The following is an 18274-nucleotide window of genomic DNA, read 5'->3' on the forward strand; positions in this document are numbered from 1 at the left end:
CATGAGCATGATTATTGTAGGGGGGGGCATGGCTGGTGCGACTCTGGCGCTGGCGATTTCTTCGCTGACTCAGGGACGCCTGCCGGTGCACTTGATTGAAGCGACCTCACCGGAAGATTTTACCCATCCCGGCTTTGATGCCCGAGCGATCGCGCTGGCACAGGGCACCTGCCAACAGCTGTCGGCTATTGGCGTCTGGTCGGTTATGGCCAACTGCGCGACGCCGATTACCGATATCCACGTCAGCGATCGCGGTCACGCAGGTTCAGTAAATCTCAATGCCAAACATTATGGCGTCGAGGCGCTGGGGCAGGTCGTTGAGCTACACGACGCGGGGCAACGCCTGTTTGCTTTGCTCTCGAAGGCACCGGGCGTGCATTTGCATTGTCCGGCTCGCGTGGTGACAGTGAACCGCCATGCGGACAGCGCCAGCGTCACGCTGGATAACGGCGAAACACTGGAGGCCCGCTTGCTGGTGGCCGCTGACGGATCAAACTCTACACTGGCGCAGGCCTGTGGCATCCGCTGGCAGCGCGAGAGCTATCAGCAGGTCGGCGTGATCGCCAATATCACCACGAGTTTGCCACACGGCGGACGCGCTTTCGAACGTTTCACCGAGCACGGCCCGCTGGCACTGTTGCCAATGTCGAAAGGGCGAAGCTCGCTGGTGTGGTGCCATCCTATTGAAAAGCAGGCCGAAGTGAATGGCTGGAGCGACGAACAGTTTTTGTTTGAGCTACAGCAGGCCTTTGGCTGGCGTCTTGGGAAAATGCTGCAAACCGGCGCGCGTCACAGTTATCCCCTACAATTATTAACCGCCAGCGGGCATATCAGCCATCGTCTGGCGCTGGTTGGCAATGCGGCGCAAACGCTGCATCCGATCGCGGGTCAAGGCTTCAACCTTGGTCTGCGCGACGTAATGACCTTGAGCGAAACGCTCGCCGAAGCCTGGCAGCAACAGCAGGACATCGGCAGTTACCAGATTTTAAGCCGCTATCAACAGCGCCGTCAGCCTGACCAGCGGGCCACCGTCGGCATTACCGATGGCCTGGTGCGTTTGTTTGCCAATCGCTATACGCCGCTGGTCGCAGGGCGTAATCTTGGCCTGATGGCAATGGAGCGAATCCCTCCGCTGCGTGATGCATTTACCCGCCGTACCTTGGGCTGGACAGAACGCTGAAGGCGCTTGCGCAGGCTCAGCCTGACCGCAGAAAATGACAGGAATGAATTAAATTATGCAATCTTTTGATGTGGTTATCGCCGGTGGCGGCATGGTCGGACTGGCGCTGGCCTGTAGCCTGAGCGGCAGCGGCCTGCGTATTGCAGTACTCGAAAACCAGCAGCCTGGCGACACTCCGCTGCCTGAAATTCCCGGCGTTCGCGTATCGGCAATCAACGCCGCCAGCGAGCGTTTGCTGCAACATATCGGAGCCTGGGACAATATCATCGCTCAGCGCGCCAATCCGTATCAATGTATGGAAGTGTGGGATCGCGACAGCTTTGGCAAAATTGCGTTTCGCAGCGACGAGTACGGCTTTAGCCATCTCGGACACATTATCGAAAATCAGGTCATTCATCGCGCCCTCTGGCAACGCGCCGAGCAACTGAACGACATCGAGCTTCTGGCACCTGCGCAGTTGAAAAATGTCGCCTGGGGCGAGAATGAAGCTTTTATCACCCTTGAAGATGGCCGCATGCTGACCACGCGTCTCGTGGTGGGTGCCGACGGCGCGCATTCGTGGTTGCGCCAGCACGCCGATATCCCACTGACCTTCTGGGACTATCGTCATCATGCACTGGTAGCGACAATTCGCACCGACGAAGCGCACCAATCTGTGGCACGGCAAGTGTTCCACGGTGAAGGCATTCTGGCTTTTTTGCCGCTGTCCGATGCGCATCTGTCTTCTATTGTGTGGTCTGTCGAGCCTGAAGAGGCTGAGCGACTGGCGGCACTGTCTGATGCGGAATTCAACAAAGTTCTCGCCAGTACCTTTGACCTGCGCCTCGGTGTCTGTGAGGTGGTTAGCGAGCGGCAGACCTTCCCGCTCACGGGCCGCTATGCGCGCAGTTTTGCCGCCCAGCGTTTGGCTTTGATTGGCGACGCCGCGCACACTGTGCATCCTTTGGCCGGGCAGGGCGTGAATCTCGGATTTATGGACGTTGCCGAGTTGGCCTCTGAAATCAAACGCTTGCAGCGCGAAGGCAAAGACTTTGGTCAGCATATGTACCTGCGTCGTTTTGAACGCAAACGTAAACACAGCGCGGCGGTGATGCTGGCCGGCATGCAAGGTTTCCGTGAACTGTTTGCCGGCAATAATCCGGCGAAGAAATTACTGCGTGATATTGGTTTGACGCTGGCTGATTCTCTGCCGGGCGTGAAGCCAAAACTGCTGCGTCAGGCAATGGGGTTGAACGATCTTCCCGAGTATCTACAAACCAAAGAACTTCAGCTGAAATAATCTAATTCCAGTGCATTTTTTCCATTACTTTATCTAATCCGGGGCTGGATTTCTCACTTTGCAAATGGTGCGAAATCTGGCCCTCACGTTATATAACATCAATCAATTTGCTGTTTAATTATAGATATTGCGTCATAAACCGCATTTTTCCAGCGAAAAACTCTGCATTATACGTTCCGCCATTTTCTGACAAATCCTGAACAACGAATATTTTAACTTATGGTTAGCAGGGTCATTCAGTGATAACGTCTGGATAAAGGTATCGTTTGCGTCGGCACAATTCTTGCACCGTCACTTGACTCATCCATTGATGAGCGGCGGGTCGCAATTGAGTAAATCGCTCTGGAAAGAATGAGGAATAAGATGACAAAGCAGACTCGGTTATATGATCAACATGTTGCCTGTGGCGCACGAATGGTCGACTTTCACGGCTGGATGATGCCGCTGCATTACGGCTCCCAAATGGATGAACACCATATTGTTCGTCGCGATGCGGGTATGTTTGACGTTTCCCATATGACCATCGTCGATTTACACGGCGCACGCACCCGCGAATTCCTGCGTTATCTGCTGGCTAATGACGTGGCCAAATTGACTCAACCGGGCAAGGCGCTCTACACCGGCATGCTTAATGCGTCCGGCGGCGTAATCGATGACCTGATTGTTTATTTCTTTAACGAAGATTTCTTCCGTCTGGTCGTTAACTCCGCGACCCGTGAAAAAGATCTCGCGTGGATAAGCGAACACGCCAAACCGTATTCAATTGAGCTTACCGTTCGTGACGACCTGGCGCTGATCGCCGTGCAAGGCCCGCAGGCACAGGAACGCGCACAGACGCTGTTTACCGACGAGCAAAAACAGGCCGTCAGTGGCATGAAGCCATTCTTTGGCGTTCAGGCCGGTTCTCTTTTTATTGCCACTACCGGTTATACCGGCGAAGCGGGTTATGAAATTGCGCTACCGCAAGAAGAAGCGGCTGATTTCTGGCAAAAACTGCTGGTGGCGGGCGTGAAGCCTGCCGGACTGGGCGCTCGCGATACGCTGCGTCTGGAAGCTGGAATGAATTTATACGGGCAGGAAATGGACGAAGCCGTTTCACCACTGGCCGCCAATATGGGCTGGACTATCGCCTGGCAGCCGGAAGATCGTCAGTTTATTGGCCGCGATGCGCTGGAAAAACAGCGCGCCGCTGGCACCGAACAGCTGGTTGGTTTAATCATGACCGAAAAAGGTGTATTACGTAATGAGCTGCCGGTGCGTTTTACCGATGCTGCCGGTAATGTGCAGGAAGGCGTGATCACCAGCGGTTCTTTCTCGCCAACTTTAGGCTATAGCATTGCGTTGGCTCGTGTCCCGGCCGGGATTGGCGAGCAGGCGATTGTGCAGATCCGCAATCGTGAAATGCCGGTTCGAGTGACCAGGGCCGGCTTTGTTCGCAACGGTAAAAGCCTGCTGTAATGCGCAGCTAACATTTTGATTTAATAATATTTATTAAATTTAGAACAAACTTTTTCGGAGATTATTTATGAGCAATGTTCCAGCAGAATTGAAATACGCAACCTCTCACGAGTGGGTTCGTTCAGAAGGCAACGGCCTGTATAGCGTAGGCATTACCGAACACGCGCAAGGCTTGTTGGGCGATATGGTATTCGTCGATCTGCCAGAGGTTGGTCGCACCGTTGACGCGGGCGAAGACTGCGCAGTTGCAGAGTCCGTTAAAGCCGCATCCGACATTTATTCGCCAATTAGCGGTGAAATTGTGGCTATCAACAGCGAACTGGAATCCTCACCTGAGCTGGTTAACAGCGCGCCTTATGGCGAAGGCTTCCTGTTCCAGATTAAAGCTTCCGATGAAGCCGAGCTGGACAATCTTTTAGATGCAGCCGGATATCAGGCCACTCTGGAAGACTAAATTTCTCGTCGTCCTTGAAGCTGCAGCGGCGTTGGCAGCGTTTGTTGGCCTCAGTGACTTACTTGAGTAAGTTCCCGGAGACTCTTCAAACTTGTTGCCTTGCTGTAGCTCCAATGAAAGAGAGAAATGCTGCTGTTGCATTTGCAAACGCAACAGCAGGTGCAGATTTAAACAAAGATTTAGTTAGCTCTCGATACCTCAATGCAAGATTTCAGGAATGCGTAGCAAATGACTCAGACTCTCAGCCAACTTGAACACAGCGAAGCCTTTATTGGTCGCCACATCGGCCCTTCATCCTCACAGCAGCAACAAATGCTGGATACTGTAGGCGCTAGCTCGTTGAACGCCTTGATCCAGCAAATAGTTCCGGCGGATATCCAGTTACCTGGCCCTCCGGCTGTTGGCGATGCAGTTACCGAACATCAGGCGTTGGCTGAGCTGAAAGCGATTGCCAGCCAGAACCAGTGCTACAAATCGTATATTGGTATGGGCTACAGCGCGGTGCTGACCCCGCCGGTTATCCTGCGTAACATGCTGGAAAATCCAGGCTGGTATACCGCTTATACTCCGTATCAGCCTGAAGTTTCCCAGGGCCGCCTTGAAGCACTGCTGAACTTCCAGACGCTGACCCTCGACCTGACCGGTCTGGATCTGGCGTCTGCTTCTTTGCTTGATGAAGCTACCGCCGCTGCCGAAGCCATGGCGTTAGCCAAACGCGCCAGCAAATTGAAAGATGCTAACCGCTTCTTCGTGGCCGATGATGTGCATCCGCAAACGCTGGACGTGGTTCGCACCCGCGCCGAGACTTTTGGTTTCGAGATAATCGTCGATAAAGCAGAAAAAGTATTAGATCTCGAAGGTATCTTCGGCGTGCTGGTGCAGCAGGTAGGCACTACCGGCGAGATACACGATTACAGCGCGCTGTTCTCTGAACTGAAATCTCGCAAAATCATCACCAGCGTTGCCGCTGATATCATGGCTTTGGTGCTGCTTGGCGCACCGGGCAAGCAAGGCGCTGACGTTGTCTTCGGCTCTGCACAGCGTTTTGGCGTGCCAATGGGGTACGGCGGTCCACACGCAGCATTCTTCGCCTGCCGTGACGAATTCAAACGCTCAATGCCGGGTCGTATCATTGGCGTTTCCCGCGATGCCGCAGGCAACACCGCGCTGCGTATGGCGATGCAAACCCGCGAACAACATATCCGTCGCGAAAAAGCTAACTCCAACATTTGTACCTCTCAGGTGCTGTTGGCCAATATTGCCAGCCTGTACGCCGTGTTCCACGGACCTGAAGGTCTGAAACGCATTGCCGGTCGCATCCATCGCCTGACTGATATTCTGGCCGCTGGCCTGAAGAAAGGCGGCCTGTCGCTGCGTCACGACAGCTGGTTCGATACGCTTTGCGTCGAAGTACAAGATAAAGCCGCGGTGCTGGATCGTGCTCTGAGCTTTGGTCTGAACTTCCGTACCGATATTCATCATGCTGTAGGCATTACGCTGGATGAAGCAACCTCGCGCGAAGACGTGCAGGTATTGTTCTCCGTGCTGCTGGGTGACAATCACGGTTTGGATATCGAACAGCTGGACAAGGCTGTCAGCATTGACAGCAACTCGATCCCGGCCGCCGTGCTGCGTCAGGATCCGATCCTGACTCATCCGGTATTCAATAAGTACCACAGCGAAACCGAGATGATGCGTTATATGCACCGTCTTGAGAAAAAGGATCTGGCGCTAAATCAGGCAATGATCCCATTAGGCTCTTGCACCATGAAGCTGAATGCCGCGGCAGAAATGATCCCGATCACCTGGCCGGAATTTGCTTCGCTGCACCCGTTCTGCCCGATTGAGCAGGCCAGCGGATATCAGCAGATGATTGGCCAGCTGTCTCAATGGTTAGTGCAATTAACCGGTTACGACGCAATCTGTATGCAGCCTAACTCTGGCGCGCAGGGCGAATATGCGGGCCTGCTGGCAATTCGTCATTACCACGAAAGCCGCAATGAAGGCAGCCGTCATATCTGCCTGATCCCAAGTTCTGCCCACGGCACCAACCCGGCGTCGGCACAGATGGCCAGCATGAGCGTGGTGGTGGTTGCCTGTGACAAACAGGGCAATATCGACCTCAGCGACCTGCGTGAGAAAGCGGCGCAGGCTGGCGACGAGCTGTCTTGTATCATGGTTACCTATCCGTCAACTCACGGCGTTTACGAAGAAACTATTCGCGAAGTTTGCCAGATTGTTCACCAGTATGGCGGTCAGGTTTACCTCGACGGCGCCAACATGAACGCACAGGTTGGTATCACGACTCCGGGCTATATCGGCGCCGATGTTTCGCACCTTAACCTGCATAAAACTTTCTGTATCCCGCACGGTGGTGGCGGCCCGGGCATGGGTCCAATCGGCGTAAAAGCGCATTTGGCACCGTTCGTTCCTGGTCACAGCGTGGTACAGATTGACGGCGTACTGACGCAAAATGGCGCAGTTTCTGCGGCACCGTTCGGCAGCGCATCTATCTTGCCAATCAGTTGGATGTACATCCGCATGATGGGTGCCGAAGGTCTGAAGCAGGCGAGCCAGGTGGCCATTCTGAACGCTAACTATATTGCGACGCGTTTGAAAGATGCTTACCCAGTGCTGTACACCGGCCGCGACGGCCGCGTTGCGCACGAATGTATTCTGGATATTCGCCCGCTGAAAGAAGCGACCGGCATCAGCGAAATGGACATTGCCAAGCGTCTTATCGACTACGGATTCCACGCTCCAACCATGTCTTTCCCGGTAGCGGGTACGCTGATGGTTGAGCCGACCGAGTCTGAAAGCAAAGTCGAGATCGACCGCTTTGTCGATGCACTGTTGGCAATCCGTGGCGAAATCGAAAACGTCGCGCAGGGTAAATGGACGCTGGAAGACAACCCGCTGGTTAACGCACCGCATACGCAGGCTGAACTGGTCTGCAACTGGACTCACGATTATACCCGTGAGTTGGCGGTATTCCCGGCAGGCACCGAAGACAAGTACTGGCCAACCGTGAAGCGTCTTGATGACGTGTACGGCGACCGTAACCTGTTTTGTTCTTGCGTGCCGATCAGCGATTACGAATAATCGCCGTGTTAACCCTGCTTTAAGTCAGCAGAGTCGGCAATAAAAAAATCCCTGGCATTACTGTCAGGGATTTTTGCTTTTTGAATCATCTTTCTTTGCAAATCAACAGGGAGAGTCGAGATTAAAGTTCGATTTTAACCTGTACCGCAGCTACCCAGGCATCAGTGATCTTTTTGCTGGAGAACGCGCCGGGATCCTTGTCATATTGCAGGCTTGGGCGAACAGAAAGCCAAGGCGTCGCCTGCACGTTATAAGACAGTTCAACCAGTTTTTCGGCCATGCTCAGATTTTCGGCCTGACCGGCAGCGTAATAGTTACCTGCGCCAAGCAGGCTATCAATATCAACATCACGGCTCTTCTTATTGTAAACCGCTCTGCCATAACCGATAGCGATAGAGTCTTTAGGGCGCGATTCAAACGGACCGTTTAACACGAGACCGGTTGAATACCAGTGATGGAATGGCGAGCTCTGAGTATCGGCGGTGGTCCACTGGCCAAATACATGCAGGTTTTGTGATTTTAATGTCTCAGATTGCCAAACGGTTTGGTCGCCCAGTACGTATCCACCGTTACGGCCTTTGGTGCGACTGTTGCTGTTGCCAATGCGCGCAACCTTGGAGGTATCGTGATAGTAGCCAAATTTATAAAGGCCCGGCAACGCGCCACGATAGGCATATATCGCTTCGACAGGAATAATCGCGCCGGTCGTACCGTGAGTGAACGGCATGAAGGCTTTTGAAGAGGCCGAATTGGTGCGCGGATTAACATCAAAGATAGCGGTATGAATAGACCAGCCCGAGTCAAAGTCATATCTGACTTCGCCGCCAAAATGTGCGGTCGGATAGTTGCCCCAGCCGCTACCGCCGGACAAACTGAGCGGGTGAGCATCGAATCCGGCGTTCACAAAGTTGCTCAGGATCGGCATACCGCCAAAATCATTACCCATCGCCATCAGGCCGACTTTGTAGGTCAGTTTCGGCGTCAGCAGCCAGTTGGAATAGCTGAACTCGGAAAGCCTGGTATATTCGCCGCCGTAATCTTCCTGCATCGGCAAACGGTTGCCGACCAGATCGTTGGAAGCGCTTTTTCCGCGACGGTCATTAATAGTTAGCTGAAAAGTACCTGCATGCTCGACATCAAACATGCGGCTCAAATCGAAGGTTGCGCCAATTTTTACCTGTTGCGCATAGCGAGTGCCGTTACTAATACCACCGTGTAAAATACCAGCAGTTTCAGAAACATACTCTCCGCTTAGGGTGACACCGTCGTTTTTCAGCTGGGTGCGATAGCCACCCCAGTCACCGGTCAACGTATCTTGATTAAGAAAATCAGTAGCTTGTGCTTGAACAATGCTCCCCGCAGACCAGAGCAGAATGCTGGCCGCCAACGGAGAAAGAGTTAAAAATTTGGTTTTCATTATATATAAGGCCTGGTGTGCAGAAAGAAATCCGGCGCATTATACATTGAACCAAATGATTCGAAATGTGTTATCTCACAAAATAGCAACTTTTGCTCATATTGCATAACTTACTGTTATCAATGTGTATCTTTTAATCGAACCTGCTCTAATGTTTTAAACAATTGAACCTTATCGGCTTTACCAAGATTCTTTTGCTGGATTTCTGCAATAAATTCGGCCTGACTGTCAGGAGAGATCTTACCGCTGGCCTTAAGCTCGTCGGCCAGACGACGCAGTATTTGGTCCGACAACGCAGCAATATTCTTTCTGATCTCCTCCAGCGGGCGCGGTTTCCAGCTATCTTCAGGGGAGGCAAGCCAGTCTGCGCGATAGCGATATTGAATCGCCTTCGCTGCACTCATCTGCGCCACAATAAACGGTTTTATAGACTGCGGATCGAGTCCCAAACCTTCAGCGGTTTTTTGGGTTGCCTGTAATACTTTCTCTTCCTGCTCCAACGCTTCAACCGGCTGATGATGCTCGGCTTTGCTGCTTGCCACGTCCTTCATATAAGAAAGCCGCTCGTTGATCAGGCCCGGCAGACTGCCGTTTTCAGAGGCTTGCGCGTGCAGTGTTACTGCGAAGAGAGTTGTAAAAGCCAGGATCAGGCCAGCAAGATTTTTTCGGGTCAAAGCAGAAAATACGATTATGGCGCGCGGGTTGAGCAGAGAATAAATCGGCTTCATTGTTAATTATTCCTTTAATTTTGGCTATGTTAGTGGCAGTACATTAAGCATGATACTTAATTGGGTAAAAAACGGGCAGTACAACGTCCTTATTTTTATTCATCAATGGATGACGTTAGCTTAAGGTTTAAGATGATGATTAAAGTTGCTTTAGTAACCGGTGGAAGCCGTGGAATTGGTCGCGCCACCGCGATTTTGCTGGCTGAACAGGGGTATCGCGTCGCGGTTAATTACCTGAATAATGCTCAGGCGGCGCAAAAGGTAGTTAACGAGATAACGGCTAGAGGCAGCCAGGCAATCGCTATTCAGGCTGATATCGCCGATGAACAGCAAGTCGTTGCCATGTTCACGCAGATAGCTCGTGAACTCGGGCCGCTGACCGCGCTGGTAAATAATGCAGGCATTCTGTTTACTCAATCAACGATAGAAAACCTCACCGCCGAGCGAATTAATCAAGTGATGAGCACTAACGTGACCGGTTATTTTCTCTGCTGTCGCGAAGCGGTAAAAGTGATGTCCAAAAAGCATGGCGGGCAGGGTGGAGGGATCGTCAATGTTTCTTCGGCGGCTTCGCGGCTGGGGGCCCCAGGTGAATATATCGATTATGCGGCCTCAAAAGGCGCAGTTGATACTCTGACTACCGGGCTGTCACTGGAGGTAGCTCCCTACGGAATACGCGTTAACTGCGTCAGGCCGGGCTTGATTTACACCGAAATCCACGCCAGCGGCGGAGAGCCTGACCGAGTCGATAGATTGAAAGCCAATCTGCCGATGCAGCGCGGCGGCGAGCCACAAGAAGTCGCAGAGGCCATTGCCTGGTTGCTGTCCGACTCTGCTTCCTACGTCACCGGCAGTTTTATCGATTTGGCGGGTGGAAGATAGTTTTACCCGGCGCGGGTTAACTGTTACCCGCGCAGTAACGCGTTGCGGAATGAAAGAATGTGCACCTCTGCGGCGGCGGCGGCAGAGCGCGCATCCTGAGCCGCCAGCGCGCTGATAATCGCCCGATGCTCCTCGATCACTTCTTGCATATGTCCCTCTTTCGACAACGAGCTGGCCCAGAAACGTTGAGCCTGCGCGTGTAGCACGCTAAGAATATCTATCAGCATTTTGTTACCGGTAATTTTCGCCAGCAACTGATGAAACTGATTATCCAACAGCATCAACTGATTGCGATCGCGCAGCTCACTGGCTGATTCTATCTGCTGGTTAATGGCTTCAAGCTCGACGATATCCTGCGGCGAGATACGCTGACTGGCCAGCTTCATACACAAGATTTCATTTGCCAGACGAACTTCAATCAACTCCAGCGCGTCGTCGATCGACAAAGGCGACACCATTACTCCCTTGCGCGGAATGATTTGCAGCAAGCCTTCGTTCGCCAAGCGATGGATAGCCTGATTGATAGGCGTGCGGCCCATCGACAAATCATTCATCACCTGCGCGGTATTCAAGTATTCACCCGGCTTATAGCTCAGGGTGACCAGAGCCAGCTTAAAACCTCGGTAAGCCTGCTCGTTCAATGATAATCCTGCGGCTTTATACACCGGTCTTTCCTGCGTTTGTGTGACATCGGTCTTCACATCCAGCTCCTGCTGAAAAGATTTTTAGACATTCTACACAAAAACATGGCACGGAAATCGCTTATTTAATGAATGAAGTTATAGTGAAATTTCACTGTGTTTTTAAAAAGAATCGATAAACAAGGATCTAATCCCATGAAACTGACCTTTACTCTGCCCGCCGAATTATCGGTAACACAGCCTGCTAGCCCAAGCGCAGCAACGCTTGAGGTCAATATAGACCAATTGGTGATTGCCGGTTGGGCCGGGCGAGATCCTGAAGCGATTATGCACCATATCAGTGAACTTGAAGCGCTGGGCGTGCCCCGTCCGAGTGCAGTGCCGCTGTTTTATCGCGTAGCTGCAAATCAGCTGACACAAAATAAAACAGTAGAAGTTATTGGATCTGCCAGCTCTGGCGAAGCCGAAGTATTTATTTTTACTCATCAGGGTGAGCTATATGTTTCGTTAGCTTCCGACCATACCGACCGTGAATTGGAATCCCACAGCGTTGCGCTCTCCAAGCAGCTCTGCGTTAAACCCGTGGCGACCACAGCTTGGCGTATGAGCGACGTTGCAGAACATTGGGACCAACTGATTCTGCGCGCATGGATAAAAGAAGACGGCGAGTATCATCTTTATCAACAAGGACCACTTTCCACTCTGCGCGAACCAGGGGATTTGCTGAGCCGCTATCTGAATCAGGGAGCGCTTCCGGCGAATGGATTGGGTATGACCTGTGGCACTGTCGCAGCCATAGGTGGCATTCGTCCTGCAACAGAGTTTCGCATGGAGCTGGTTGATGAACGTTTAGGGCGCAGCATCAGCCATGCCTACCAAAGCCTTGAACTGCCCGTGGTTGCCTAAAGGTGATCAAACCCGATTTAGTTGAAGCAAGGAACACCGTGATGACTTCTCCTTTTCCTTTAAGTTTGCAGCAGGCGATTGAACAATTGGCTTTAGGCAATCTGACCTCTGCTCAATTGACTGAAACAGCACTGAAAAATATTCGAGACACCGAGGGCGAGGGCAGTCTTGCCTTTACTCAAGTTTATGAGCAGTGGGCGAGGGAGCAGGCTGCGGCATCTAGCGCTCGTCGTGCAGCCAATAAGGCGCTTTCGCCGATTGACGGTGTGCCGATATCGATTAAAGACCTGTTTGATGTGCAGGGCGAGGCCACGACAGGGGGATCTCGCGTGCTGGCCGACGCCCCTGCTGCTGCGGCCCATGCAGAAATAGTGACCCGCCTGTTGGCCGCTGGCGCGGTGATTATCGGTAAAACCAATATGACCGAATTTGCCTATTCGGGTTTAGGGATCAATCCCCATTACGGCACGCCTGCAAACCCCTGGGATCGCGAATCTCGCCGCATTCCGGGCGGATCTTCATCGGGCGCAGCGGTGTCTGTCAGTGACGCGATGAGCTTCGGCGCGGTTGGCAGCGACACCGGCGGTTCGGTGCGTATTCCCGCCGCTTTCTGCGGATTGACCGGTTTCAAACCCACCGCGCGCAGGATCTCGATGGCTGGCGTGCTGCCGCTTTCAGCCTCTCTTGATTCGGTGGGAACTATTGCCCACGACGTAGCCAGCTGCGTTGCGCTTGATGCTGCAATCTCCGGGCAACCTCTTTCACTCACCGTTAAAGATCTGGCCGCAGCGCATTTCGCTATCCCGCAAACGCTGGTGTTGGACGGGCTCGACGAGCAGGTCAGCTCGGCCTTTGCTGCTGCAATTGCTGCCCTGAAACAGGCCGGTGCAAAAATCAGCGAAATCCCACTTGGCGAAATCTCTGAGCTTGCCAGCATCAATGCCACCGGCGGCTTTACCGCGCTGGAGTCCTGGGCCTGGCACAAACCGCTGATTGCCGCACGCGCCGACGGCTACGATCCGCGCGTCGTTTCACGTATTCGCCGTGGCGAACCGTTAGGTGAGAAAGACCGAGTGCAGCTGGTGCAACAGCGTGCTGACTGGCAGCAGCGGATTAGCAGTAAAGTTCAGCAATATGATGCCCTGCTGATGCCAACGGTGCCGTTTATTGCCCCGACAATTGCCGAGCTGGAAGCCGACGAGGAGACCTATTTCCGCGTCAACGGTGCAGCACTGCGTAACCCTTCGGTAATCAATTTTCTCGATGGCTGTGCGGTGTCATTACCCTGCCAGAAATCCGGCGCGGCACCGGTTGGATTAATGGTTGCGGCTTTGCCGATGCAGGACGAAGCGCTAATGAGCTGGGCGCAGGAAATCGAGCGTTGCCTTAAATCTCAAGACCTAAATTTATAAAAACAAAAACACAACACATAACGACAACTCTGGATAAATACAGGACCGATGATGACTTCTTCTAAACCAGGCATGCTTTTTGTAGCCACCAATGTGGCCGCTCAGGATGAAGCGGACTTTAACCAATGGTACGACCGCGAGCACGTGGAAGAACGCGTACGTATTGAAGGATTTCTTTCCGGCACCCGCTATCAGTCCTTGCAGGGCGGGCGTAAATATCTCGGCCTGTACAAAACGGAATCGTTGGAAAGCTTCACTTCAGAAGCTTACCACGCCGCCTTTACCCGTCAGACGGCATGGTCGGTCGCGAATCTGCAAAAAATGATTTCGCCGATGCGCCGGGTTTGCGCCATTGATGCCGTAGTCGGTTTTGGCAGCGGCAGTCATCTGGCAATTATTACACTGACTGCCGGAACAGCAGAGAGCCAAATCACTGAACTCGGTGAAATGCTGTTTGCTCACGCCGGTTTTATCAGTTCTAGCCTGCTGACGCCGGATACTGCGCTGAGCACGCCCCTACCTAAAGAGTCTAAAGACATTCGTCAGCTACTGCCGATGATGTTGATTGAAAGCAGCAGCGCCGAGGCTTCCCAACGCCTGGCTGCTCATGCCTGTCACGCTCTCGACTGCCCACTGGCTGATGTGATTCATTACGGCCTCAGCTGGCAACTTACCGCACAGGAGTTGAAATCATGAGTCTTTCCTCTACCGAAAACCCTAAAACTTTGCCCCCAAATGCAGAAAGCGTAGGGCATAAACGGCCTAATACCGGGCGTTTGGCGGCGGCTAGTTCCATCGGCACTGCATTGGAGTGGTACGACTTCACCGTCTATAACATTATGGCGGCGCTTATCTTCAACCACGTATTTTTCCCATCGTTCGACCCACTAGTGGGGACGATTCTGGCTTTCTCTACCTATGCGGTGGGGTATGTGTCACGGCCAATTGGCGGCATGGTATTTGGTCATCTTGGCGACGTATTGGGTCGAAAATTTGTACTGGTTACCACACTGGTTATCATGGGCGTAACCACCGCGCTGATGGGCCTGTTGCCAGGTTACGCAAGCTGGGGTATCTGGAGCCCGCTGCTGTTGGTTACCCTGCGCTTTATTCAGGGGATCGCTCTCGGCGGCGAATGGGCCGGAGCAGTACTGTTGTCTATGGAACACGGCAAGCCCGAGCAACGTGGCCGCAATGCCTCTTTTGCACAGGTCGGCCCTTCATGCGGCACGCTGATCGGCACCGGTATTATCACACTGGCTACGGTGTTTCTCTCCGCCGATGATTTCCAGCAATGGGGCTGGCGTATCCCATTCGTATTGAGCCTGGTGTTGGTGCTATTTGGCCTATGGTTGCGCCGTGGCGTTGGCGAAACGCCGGAGTTTCTTAAACTTGAACGCAGCAAAAACACCACCCACACGCCGATTAAAGAAGTATTTACCCAGCATTTTCGCCCGTTGCTGGTAGCGGGTGGCGCGCGTATCGGCTCCGACGTGCTTTATGCGCTGGTGGTAGTCTTTACACTGACCTACGTCACGACTGTTTTGCATTTGCCACGTCCGTTGGCGCTGACTGCAACCATGCTCGGTGCCCTGGGTAATGCGATTACCGTGCCGATGTTTGGGGCGCTGTCAGACAAATGGGGGCGTCGCCCGGTCTATATCATGGGAGCCGTGCTGGCGATTGTCTGGTCGTTCGTATTCTTTATGCTGCTCGACAGTGCGCATCCGGTGCTGATTTGTCTGGCGGTGATTGGCGGTTTACAGGTTCACGCCATTATGTACGGCCCGCAGGCGGCTTTCGTGACCGAGCAGTTTCCAACCCGTGTCCGTTACGCTGGCTCTTCGTTGGCCTACACCCTTTCGGGCATCGTTGGCGGCGGCTTTGCGCCACTGATCATCACCTCGCTATATAAAGAGTACAGCACTACGCTGGCTGTTTCTGGGTATGTCACGGTCACGCTGCTGATCACCCTGCTCGCGGTATTCGCTGCCAAAGAAACGGCCAAAAAACCGTTATAAGTAATGTAAGTACATTACATTGTCTTTAATATTAAAGGCGGCCTTAATAGGTCGCTTTTTAATTAGAATGTAATAATGATTTATTTGGCTCTGGTTTAATATCAAATAGTTTTTAGATATTTTTCTGCTAATTTACAGAGGGCCATAATTTATTTTCAACCTTTTCAACTAACTGATGACTCAGCTGTTCAGCTCTTAAATACAGCCCAATTTAAATTCCGGGAGTGTTAAGCATTGAGTCATGAAGTTGGTGAAGTCGGCGCTCAATCTCTTGAGGTGCTAATGACTCGGCCAAAAGAGAGGTGGCAACGGAAATACTGGTCCGCTTTATATATCGCATTAGCCAAGAGTTGCTTGTGACTATTCTCAAGATATTTTTTATATTTCATACATCCTCCGTATCAATATAAACACATTATCACCGCCTTCTGTTTCACTGGTTATAAAAACAGCTCATCGCCAAGAAATGAGCGATTTTTAATTCTTTCCATTGCAGAGAATGCGATGGCATAAATCTTAAACATGTCTTAACGAACCCAGGTCACTTTTTTCCTCAACAGAACCGTGCATGATGACCTAATTCGGTAAATCCCACATAAACGGTCATAAACGGTCACTTTGTTTAACGAGGGATTGTGACCGTTTGCTGCGAACACGATGACCGCTTGCAAGAGTAATTCCTGACTAATGCAGGCAGTACGACATTTTCCAAGCTTAACGTTTCATCTTTTTTCATTTTATTTAGATGTATGTCACACGATGAGTGCAGCAGAAAGACTGCACGGTCGGCTTTGAGGCAACGCGCATTCTGAAAGTCACAGCTTGCGTATCTTATTAATCATCGGGAAGGGGAAAAAAATGCTGCCTGTTGAACGTCATCGCTTTATTACCGAAGTCCTAAGCCAGCGTGGTCGAGTGCTGGTGCAGGAAGTGGCCGCCATGTGCCAAATATCCATGGAAACCGCGCGCCGCGACCTGGCGTTGCTTGAAAAACATGGCGTGCTGTTACGCAGCCACGGCGGGGCGGTGTTTGTTAATCAGCAAGAAAGCGAAAAGCTGTATGTTGCCTCGCATATCGAGCAAATCGAACAGGGCGAGTCATTTCGTGAACGTAGCAATCAGTCGGCAGACCAGAAAACCCGCATCGCCAAACGAGCGCTGTCGTTAATTAATCCAGGAGACTGCCTGTTGCTCGACAGCAGCTCGACCAGCTGGTTTTTGGCCCGTCAATTGCCGGATATTCAACTGGTGGTGCTGACCAACTCGCTGCATATCATCCAGACTCTGGCCGCCAAGGCCAACGTGAAAACTATCGGACTGGGCGGAGAATATTCTGCGAAATATGAAGACTTTATCGGCGTACTGGCCGAGAAGATTTTAAAAGAGTTCGTGATTAACAAACTGTTTTTCTCCTGTCATGGCATCAGTCATGAAGGCGGAATTCGCGAAAGCAACGAGCATCATGCGCGGCTTAAACAGCAAATGTTGCTGTCTTCAGAGCACAAGATTTTGCTGGCCGACTCGAGCAAGTTTGGTCGCCGCTCTTTCGCTCGTATTTGCCACTACCGCGAGATAGATACGCTGATCACCGATTCGCTGGAAGACGATGAATTCCGTCAGGAACTGGCCTGGAGCAACGTCAACGTCATTGAGGTTGCGCCGGTCAGGAGTAAGCAAGTCAGCACCAAGATACACCGGGGAAATCCCACTACATCTGAATGACATCTTACCTATAAGTCACAACAACAATAACAGCCGTGGCGATCCACTGACTGCGGTAAAAAACTGACATTTTATGGAGTAAATAACATGAAAAAAACTGTCCTTGCCTGCCTGTTTGCCACGGCATGTCTGTCTCTGTCTGCCCACGCGGCCGACAAGATCCGCATGGGGGTAGTGGTTAAAGTCGGAGGAAATCCCTGGTTCAATGCGATGGAAGTCGGCATCAAGCAAGAAGCGGCGAAAGAGGGAATCGATGCCTGGCAGGTTGGCCCGACAGGTGCGGATCCGGCCTTGCAGGTTCGCGCGATTGAAGACCTGATTGCGCAGAAAGTCGACATTATCGGCGTGGTGCCCAACGACGCCAAAGTGCTGGAGCCAGTGCTGAAGCGCGCTCGCGATGCCGGAATCAAAGTCATTACCCACGAATCACCGGATCAGAAATACGCCAACTGGGATTTTGAAATGGTCGATGCGCAGCAGCACGGCATCAACCATATGATTGCACTGGCGAAATGTATGAAAGAGACCGGCAGTTATGCAGTTTATGTCGGCAGTCTGACCGTGCCAGTCCACAAGACTTGGGCCGATGCAGCGGTGAAATACCAGCAGGAACATTATCCGAACATGCATCAGGTGGGTGACCGCTTTGGCGTTGCCGAATCTCTTGATGACACCATTCGTACCACCAATGATTTGATGTCTAAGTATCCAGATCTGAAGGGTATTTTGGCCATCGGTTCGCAAGGCCCCATCGGCGCAGGTCGCGCGGTGCTTAACCGCGGCAAGGCGGGCGATATTTGTGTATTCGGGCCGTTCAGCCCGGGTCAGGGGTCTTCACTGGTTAAAAGCGGCGCAATTACCGGCGGTTATATCTGGAACCCGATGGTGGCAGGCGAAATCTTCGTGCGTATTGCGGGCATGATTTCCAAAGGCGAGAAAATCACTGACGGCATGGATATCGAGGGAATGGGCAAAGTGAAAGTCGATGAAACGACACACACTATTGTGGGCAACCGTACAGAAAGTCTCGACAAAGAAAACTTGCCGAAACTGGTCAAAATGGGGCTGTAAT

15 protein-coding genes are annotated in these 18274 nt (G+C 52.3%); 12 read left to right on the forward strand and 3 right to left on the reverse strand.

Annotated elements, in window-relative coordinates; all coding sequences use genetic code 11:
• The first annotated feature begins 1 nt into the window (after window position 1).
• The 5 genes from ubiH (at window position 2) to gcvP (ending at window position 7473) form a co-directional block, all read left to right on the forward strand.
• Window positions 2-1180 carry a 2-octaprenyl-6-methoxyphenyl hydroxylase gene (gene ubiH, locus SPM24T3_RS16430; RefSeq protein WP_009637916.1) on the forward strand — a complete coding sequence of 393 codons (1179 nt, stop codon included), beginning with the start codon at window positions 2-4 and terminating at the stop codon, window positions 1178-1180.
• Between the two features lie 55 nt (window positions 1181-1235).
• Complete coding sequence (gene ubiI / locus SPM24T3_RS16435; protein ID WP_009637917.1) at window positions 1236-2459, forward strand: FAD-dependent 2-octaprenylphenol hydroxylase; 1224 nt, start codon at window positions 1236-1238, stop codon at window positions 2457-2459.
• 363 nt (window positions 2460-2822) lie between these two features.
• Window positions 2823-3917: a glycine cleavage system aminomethyltransferase GcvT gene (gene gcvT / locus SPM24T3_RS16440; protein WP_009637918.1), complete on the forward strand. Its 1095-nt coding sequence runs from the start codon at window positions 2823-2825 to the stop codon at window positions 3915-3917.
• Between the two features lie 67 nt (window positions 3918-3984).
• Complete coding sequence (gene gcvH / locus SPM24T3_RS16445) at window positions 3985-4371, forward strand: glycine cleavage system protein GcvH (protein ID WP_009637919.1); 387 nt, start codon at window positions 3985-3987, stop codon at window positions 4369-4371.
• A 228-nt stretch (window positions 4372-4599) separates the two neighbouring features.
• Window positions 4600-7473 carry an aminomethyl-transferring glycine dehydrogenase gene (gcvP, locus tag SPM24T3_RS16450; RefSeq protein ID WP_009637920.1) on the forward strand — a complete coding sequence of 958 codons (2874 nt, stop codon included), beginning with the start codon at window positions 4600-4602 and terminating at the stop codon, window positions 7471-7473.
• A gap of 121 nt (window positions 7474-7594) precedes the next feature.
• On the opposite strand, the gene SPM24T3_RS16455 is transcribed toward gcvP, so the two are convergent.
• The gene (locus SPM24T3_RS16455) at window positions 7595-8890 is read right to left on the reverse strand and encodes a carbohydrate porin (RefSeq protein ID WP_009637921.1); all 1296 of its coding nucleotides are present in this window, start codon (window positions 8888-8890) and stop codon (window positions 7595-7597) included.
• Between the two features lie 119 nt (window positions 8891-9009).
• Entirely contained in the window at window positions 9010-9618 is a 609-nt protein-coding gene (locus tag SPM24T3_RS16460; RefSeq protein WP_009637922.1) for a chorismate mutase, read from the reverse strand.
• 138 nt (window positions 9619-9756) lie between these two features.
• On the opposite strand from SPM24T3_RS16460, the gene SPM24T3_RS16465 reads away from it, so the two are divergent.
• The gene (locus SPM24T3_RS16465; RefSeq protein ID WP_086013230.1) at window positions 9757-10500 is read left to right on the forward strand and encodes an SDR family oxidoreductase; all 744 of its coding nucleotides are present in this window, start codon (window positions 9757-9759) and stop codon (window positions 10498-10500) included.
• Window positions 10501-10523: 23 nt separating this feature from the next.
• Here the strand turns inward: SPM24T3_RS16465 and SPM24T3_RS16470 are convergent, their stop codons facing one another.
• On the reverse strand, window positions 10524-11201 hold the full coding sequence (locus tag SPM24T3_RS16470; protein WP_009637924.1) for a GntR family transcriptional regulator: 678 nt from the start codon (window positions 11199-11201) through the stop codon (window positions 10524-10526).
• A 135-nt stretch (window positions 11202-11336) separates the two neighbouring features.
• Here SPM24T3_RS16470 and SPM24T3_RS16475 point away from each other — a divergent pair, with 135 nt between their 5' ends.
• From SPM24T3_RS16475 to SPM24T3_RS16500, 6 genes are all read left to right on the forward strand, one after another.
• Window positions 11337-12047: a DUF2848 domain-containing protein gene (locus SPM24T3_RS16475; protein ID WP_009637925.1), complete on the forward strand. Its 711-nt coding sequence runs from the start codon at window positions 11337-11339 to the stop codon at window positions 12045-12047.
• A 41-nt stretch (window positions 12048-12088) separates the two neighbouring features.
• Window positions 12089-13459: an amidase gene (locus tag SPM24T3_RS16480; RefSeq protein ID WP_009637926.1), complete on the forward strand. Its 1371-nt coding sequence runs from the start codon at window positions 12089-12091 to the stop codon at window positions 13457-13459.
• 51 nt (window positions 13460-13510) lie between these two features.
• Window positions 13511-14155, forward strand: coding sequence for a DUF4286 family protein (locus SPM24T3_RS16485; protein WP_009637927.1), 645 nt, complete (start codon window positions 13511-13513; stop codon window positions 14153-14155).
• Complete coding sequence (locus tag SPM24T3_RS16490) at window positions 14152-15480, forward strand: MFS transporter (protein ID WP_009637928.1); 1329 nt, start codon at window positions 14152-14154, stop codon at window positions 15478-15480. Before SPM24T3_RS16485 ends, SPM24T3_RS16490 begins: the two co-directional genes overlap by 4 nt.
• An 858-nt stretch (window positions 15481-16338) precedes the next feature.
• On the forward strand, window positions 16339-17202 hold the full coding sequence (locus tag SPM24T3_RS16495) for a DeoR/GlpR family DNA-binding transcription regulator (protein ID WP_009637929.1): 864 nt from the start codon (window positions 16339-16341) through the stop codon (window positions 17200-17202).
• A gap of 87 nt (window positions 17203-17289) precedes the next feature.
• Window positions 17290-18273: a substrate-binding domain-containing protein gene (locus SPM24T3_RS16500; RefSeq protein WP_009637930.1), complete on the forward strand. Its 984-nt coding sequence runs from the start codon at window positions 17290-17292 to the stop codon at window positions 18271-18273.
• Window position 18274: the final 1 nt, after the last annotated feature.

This window comes from Serratia sp. M24T3, from assembly GCF_000257645.1.
GTDB lineage: Bacteria > Pseudomonadota > Gammaproteobacteria > Enterobacterales > Enterobacteriaceae > Rouxiella.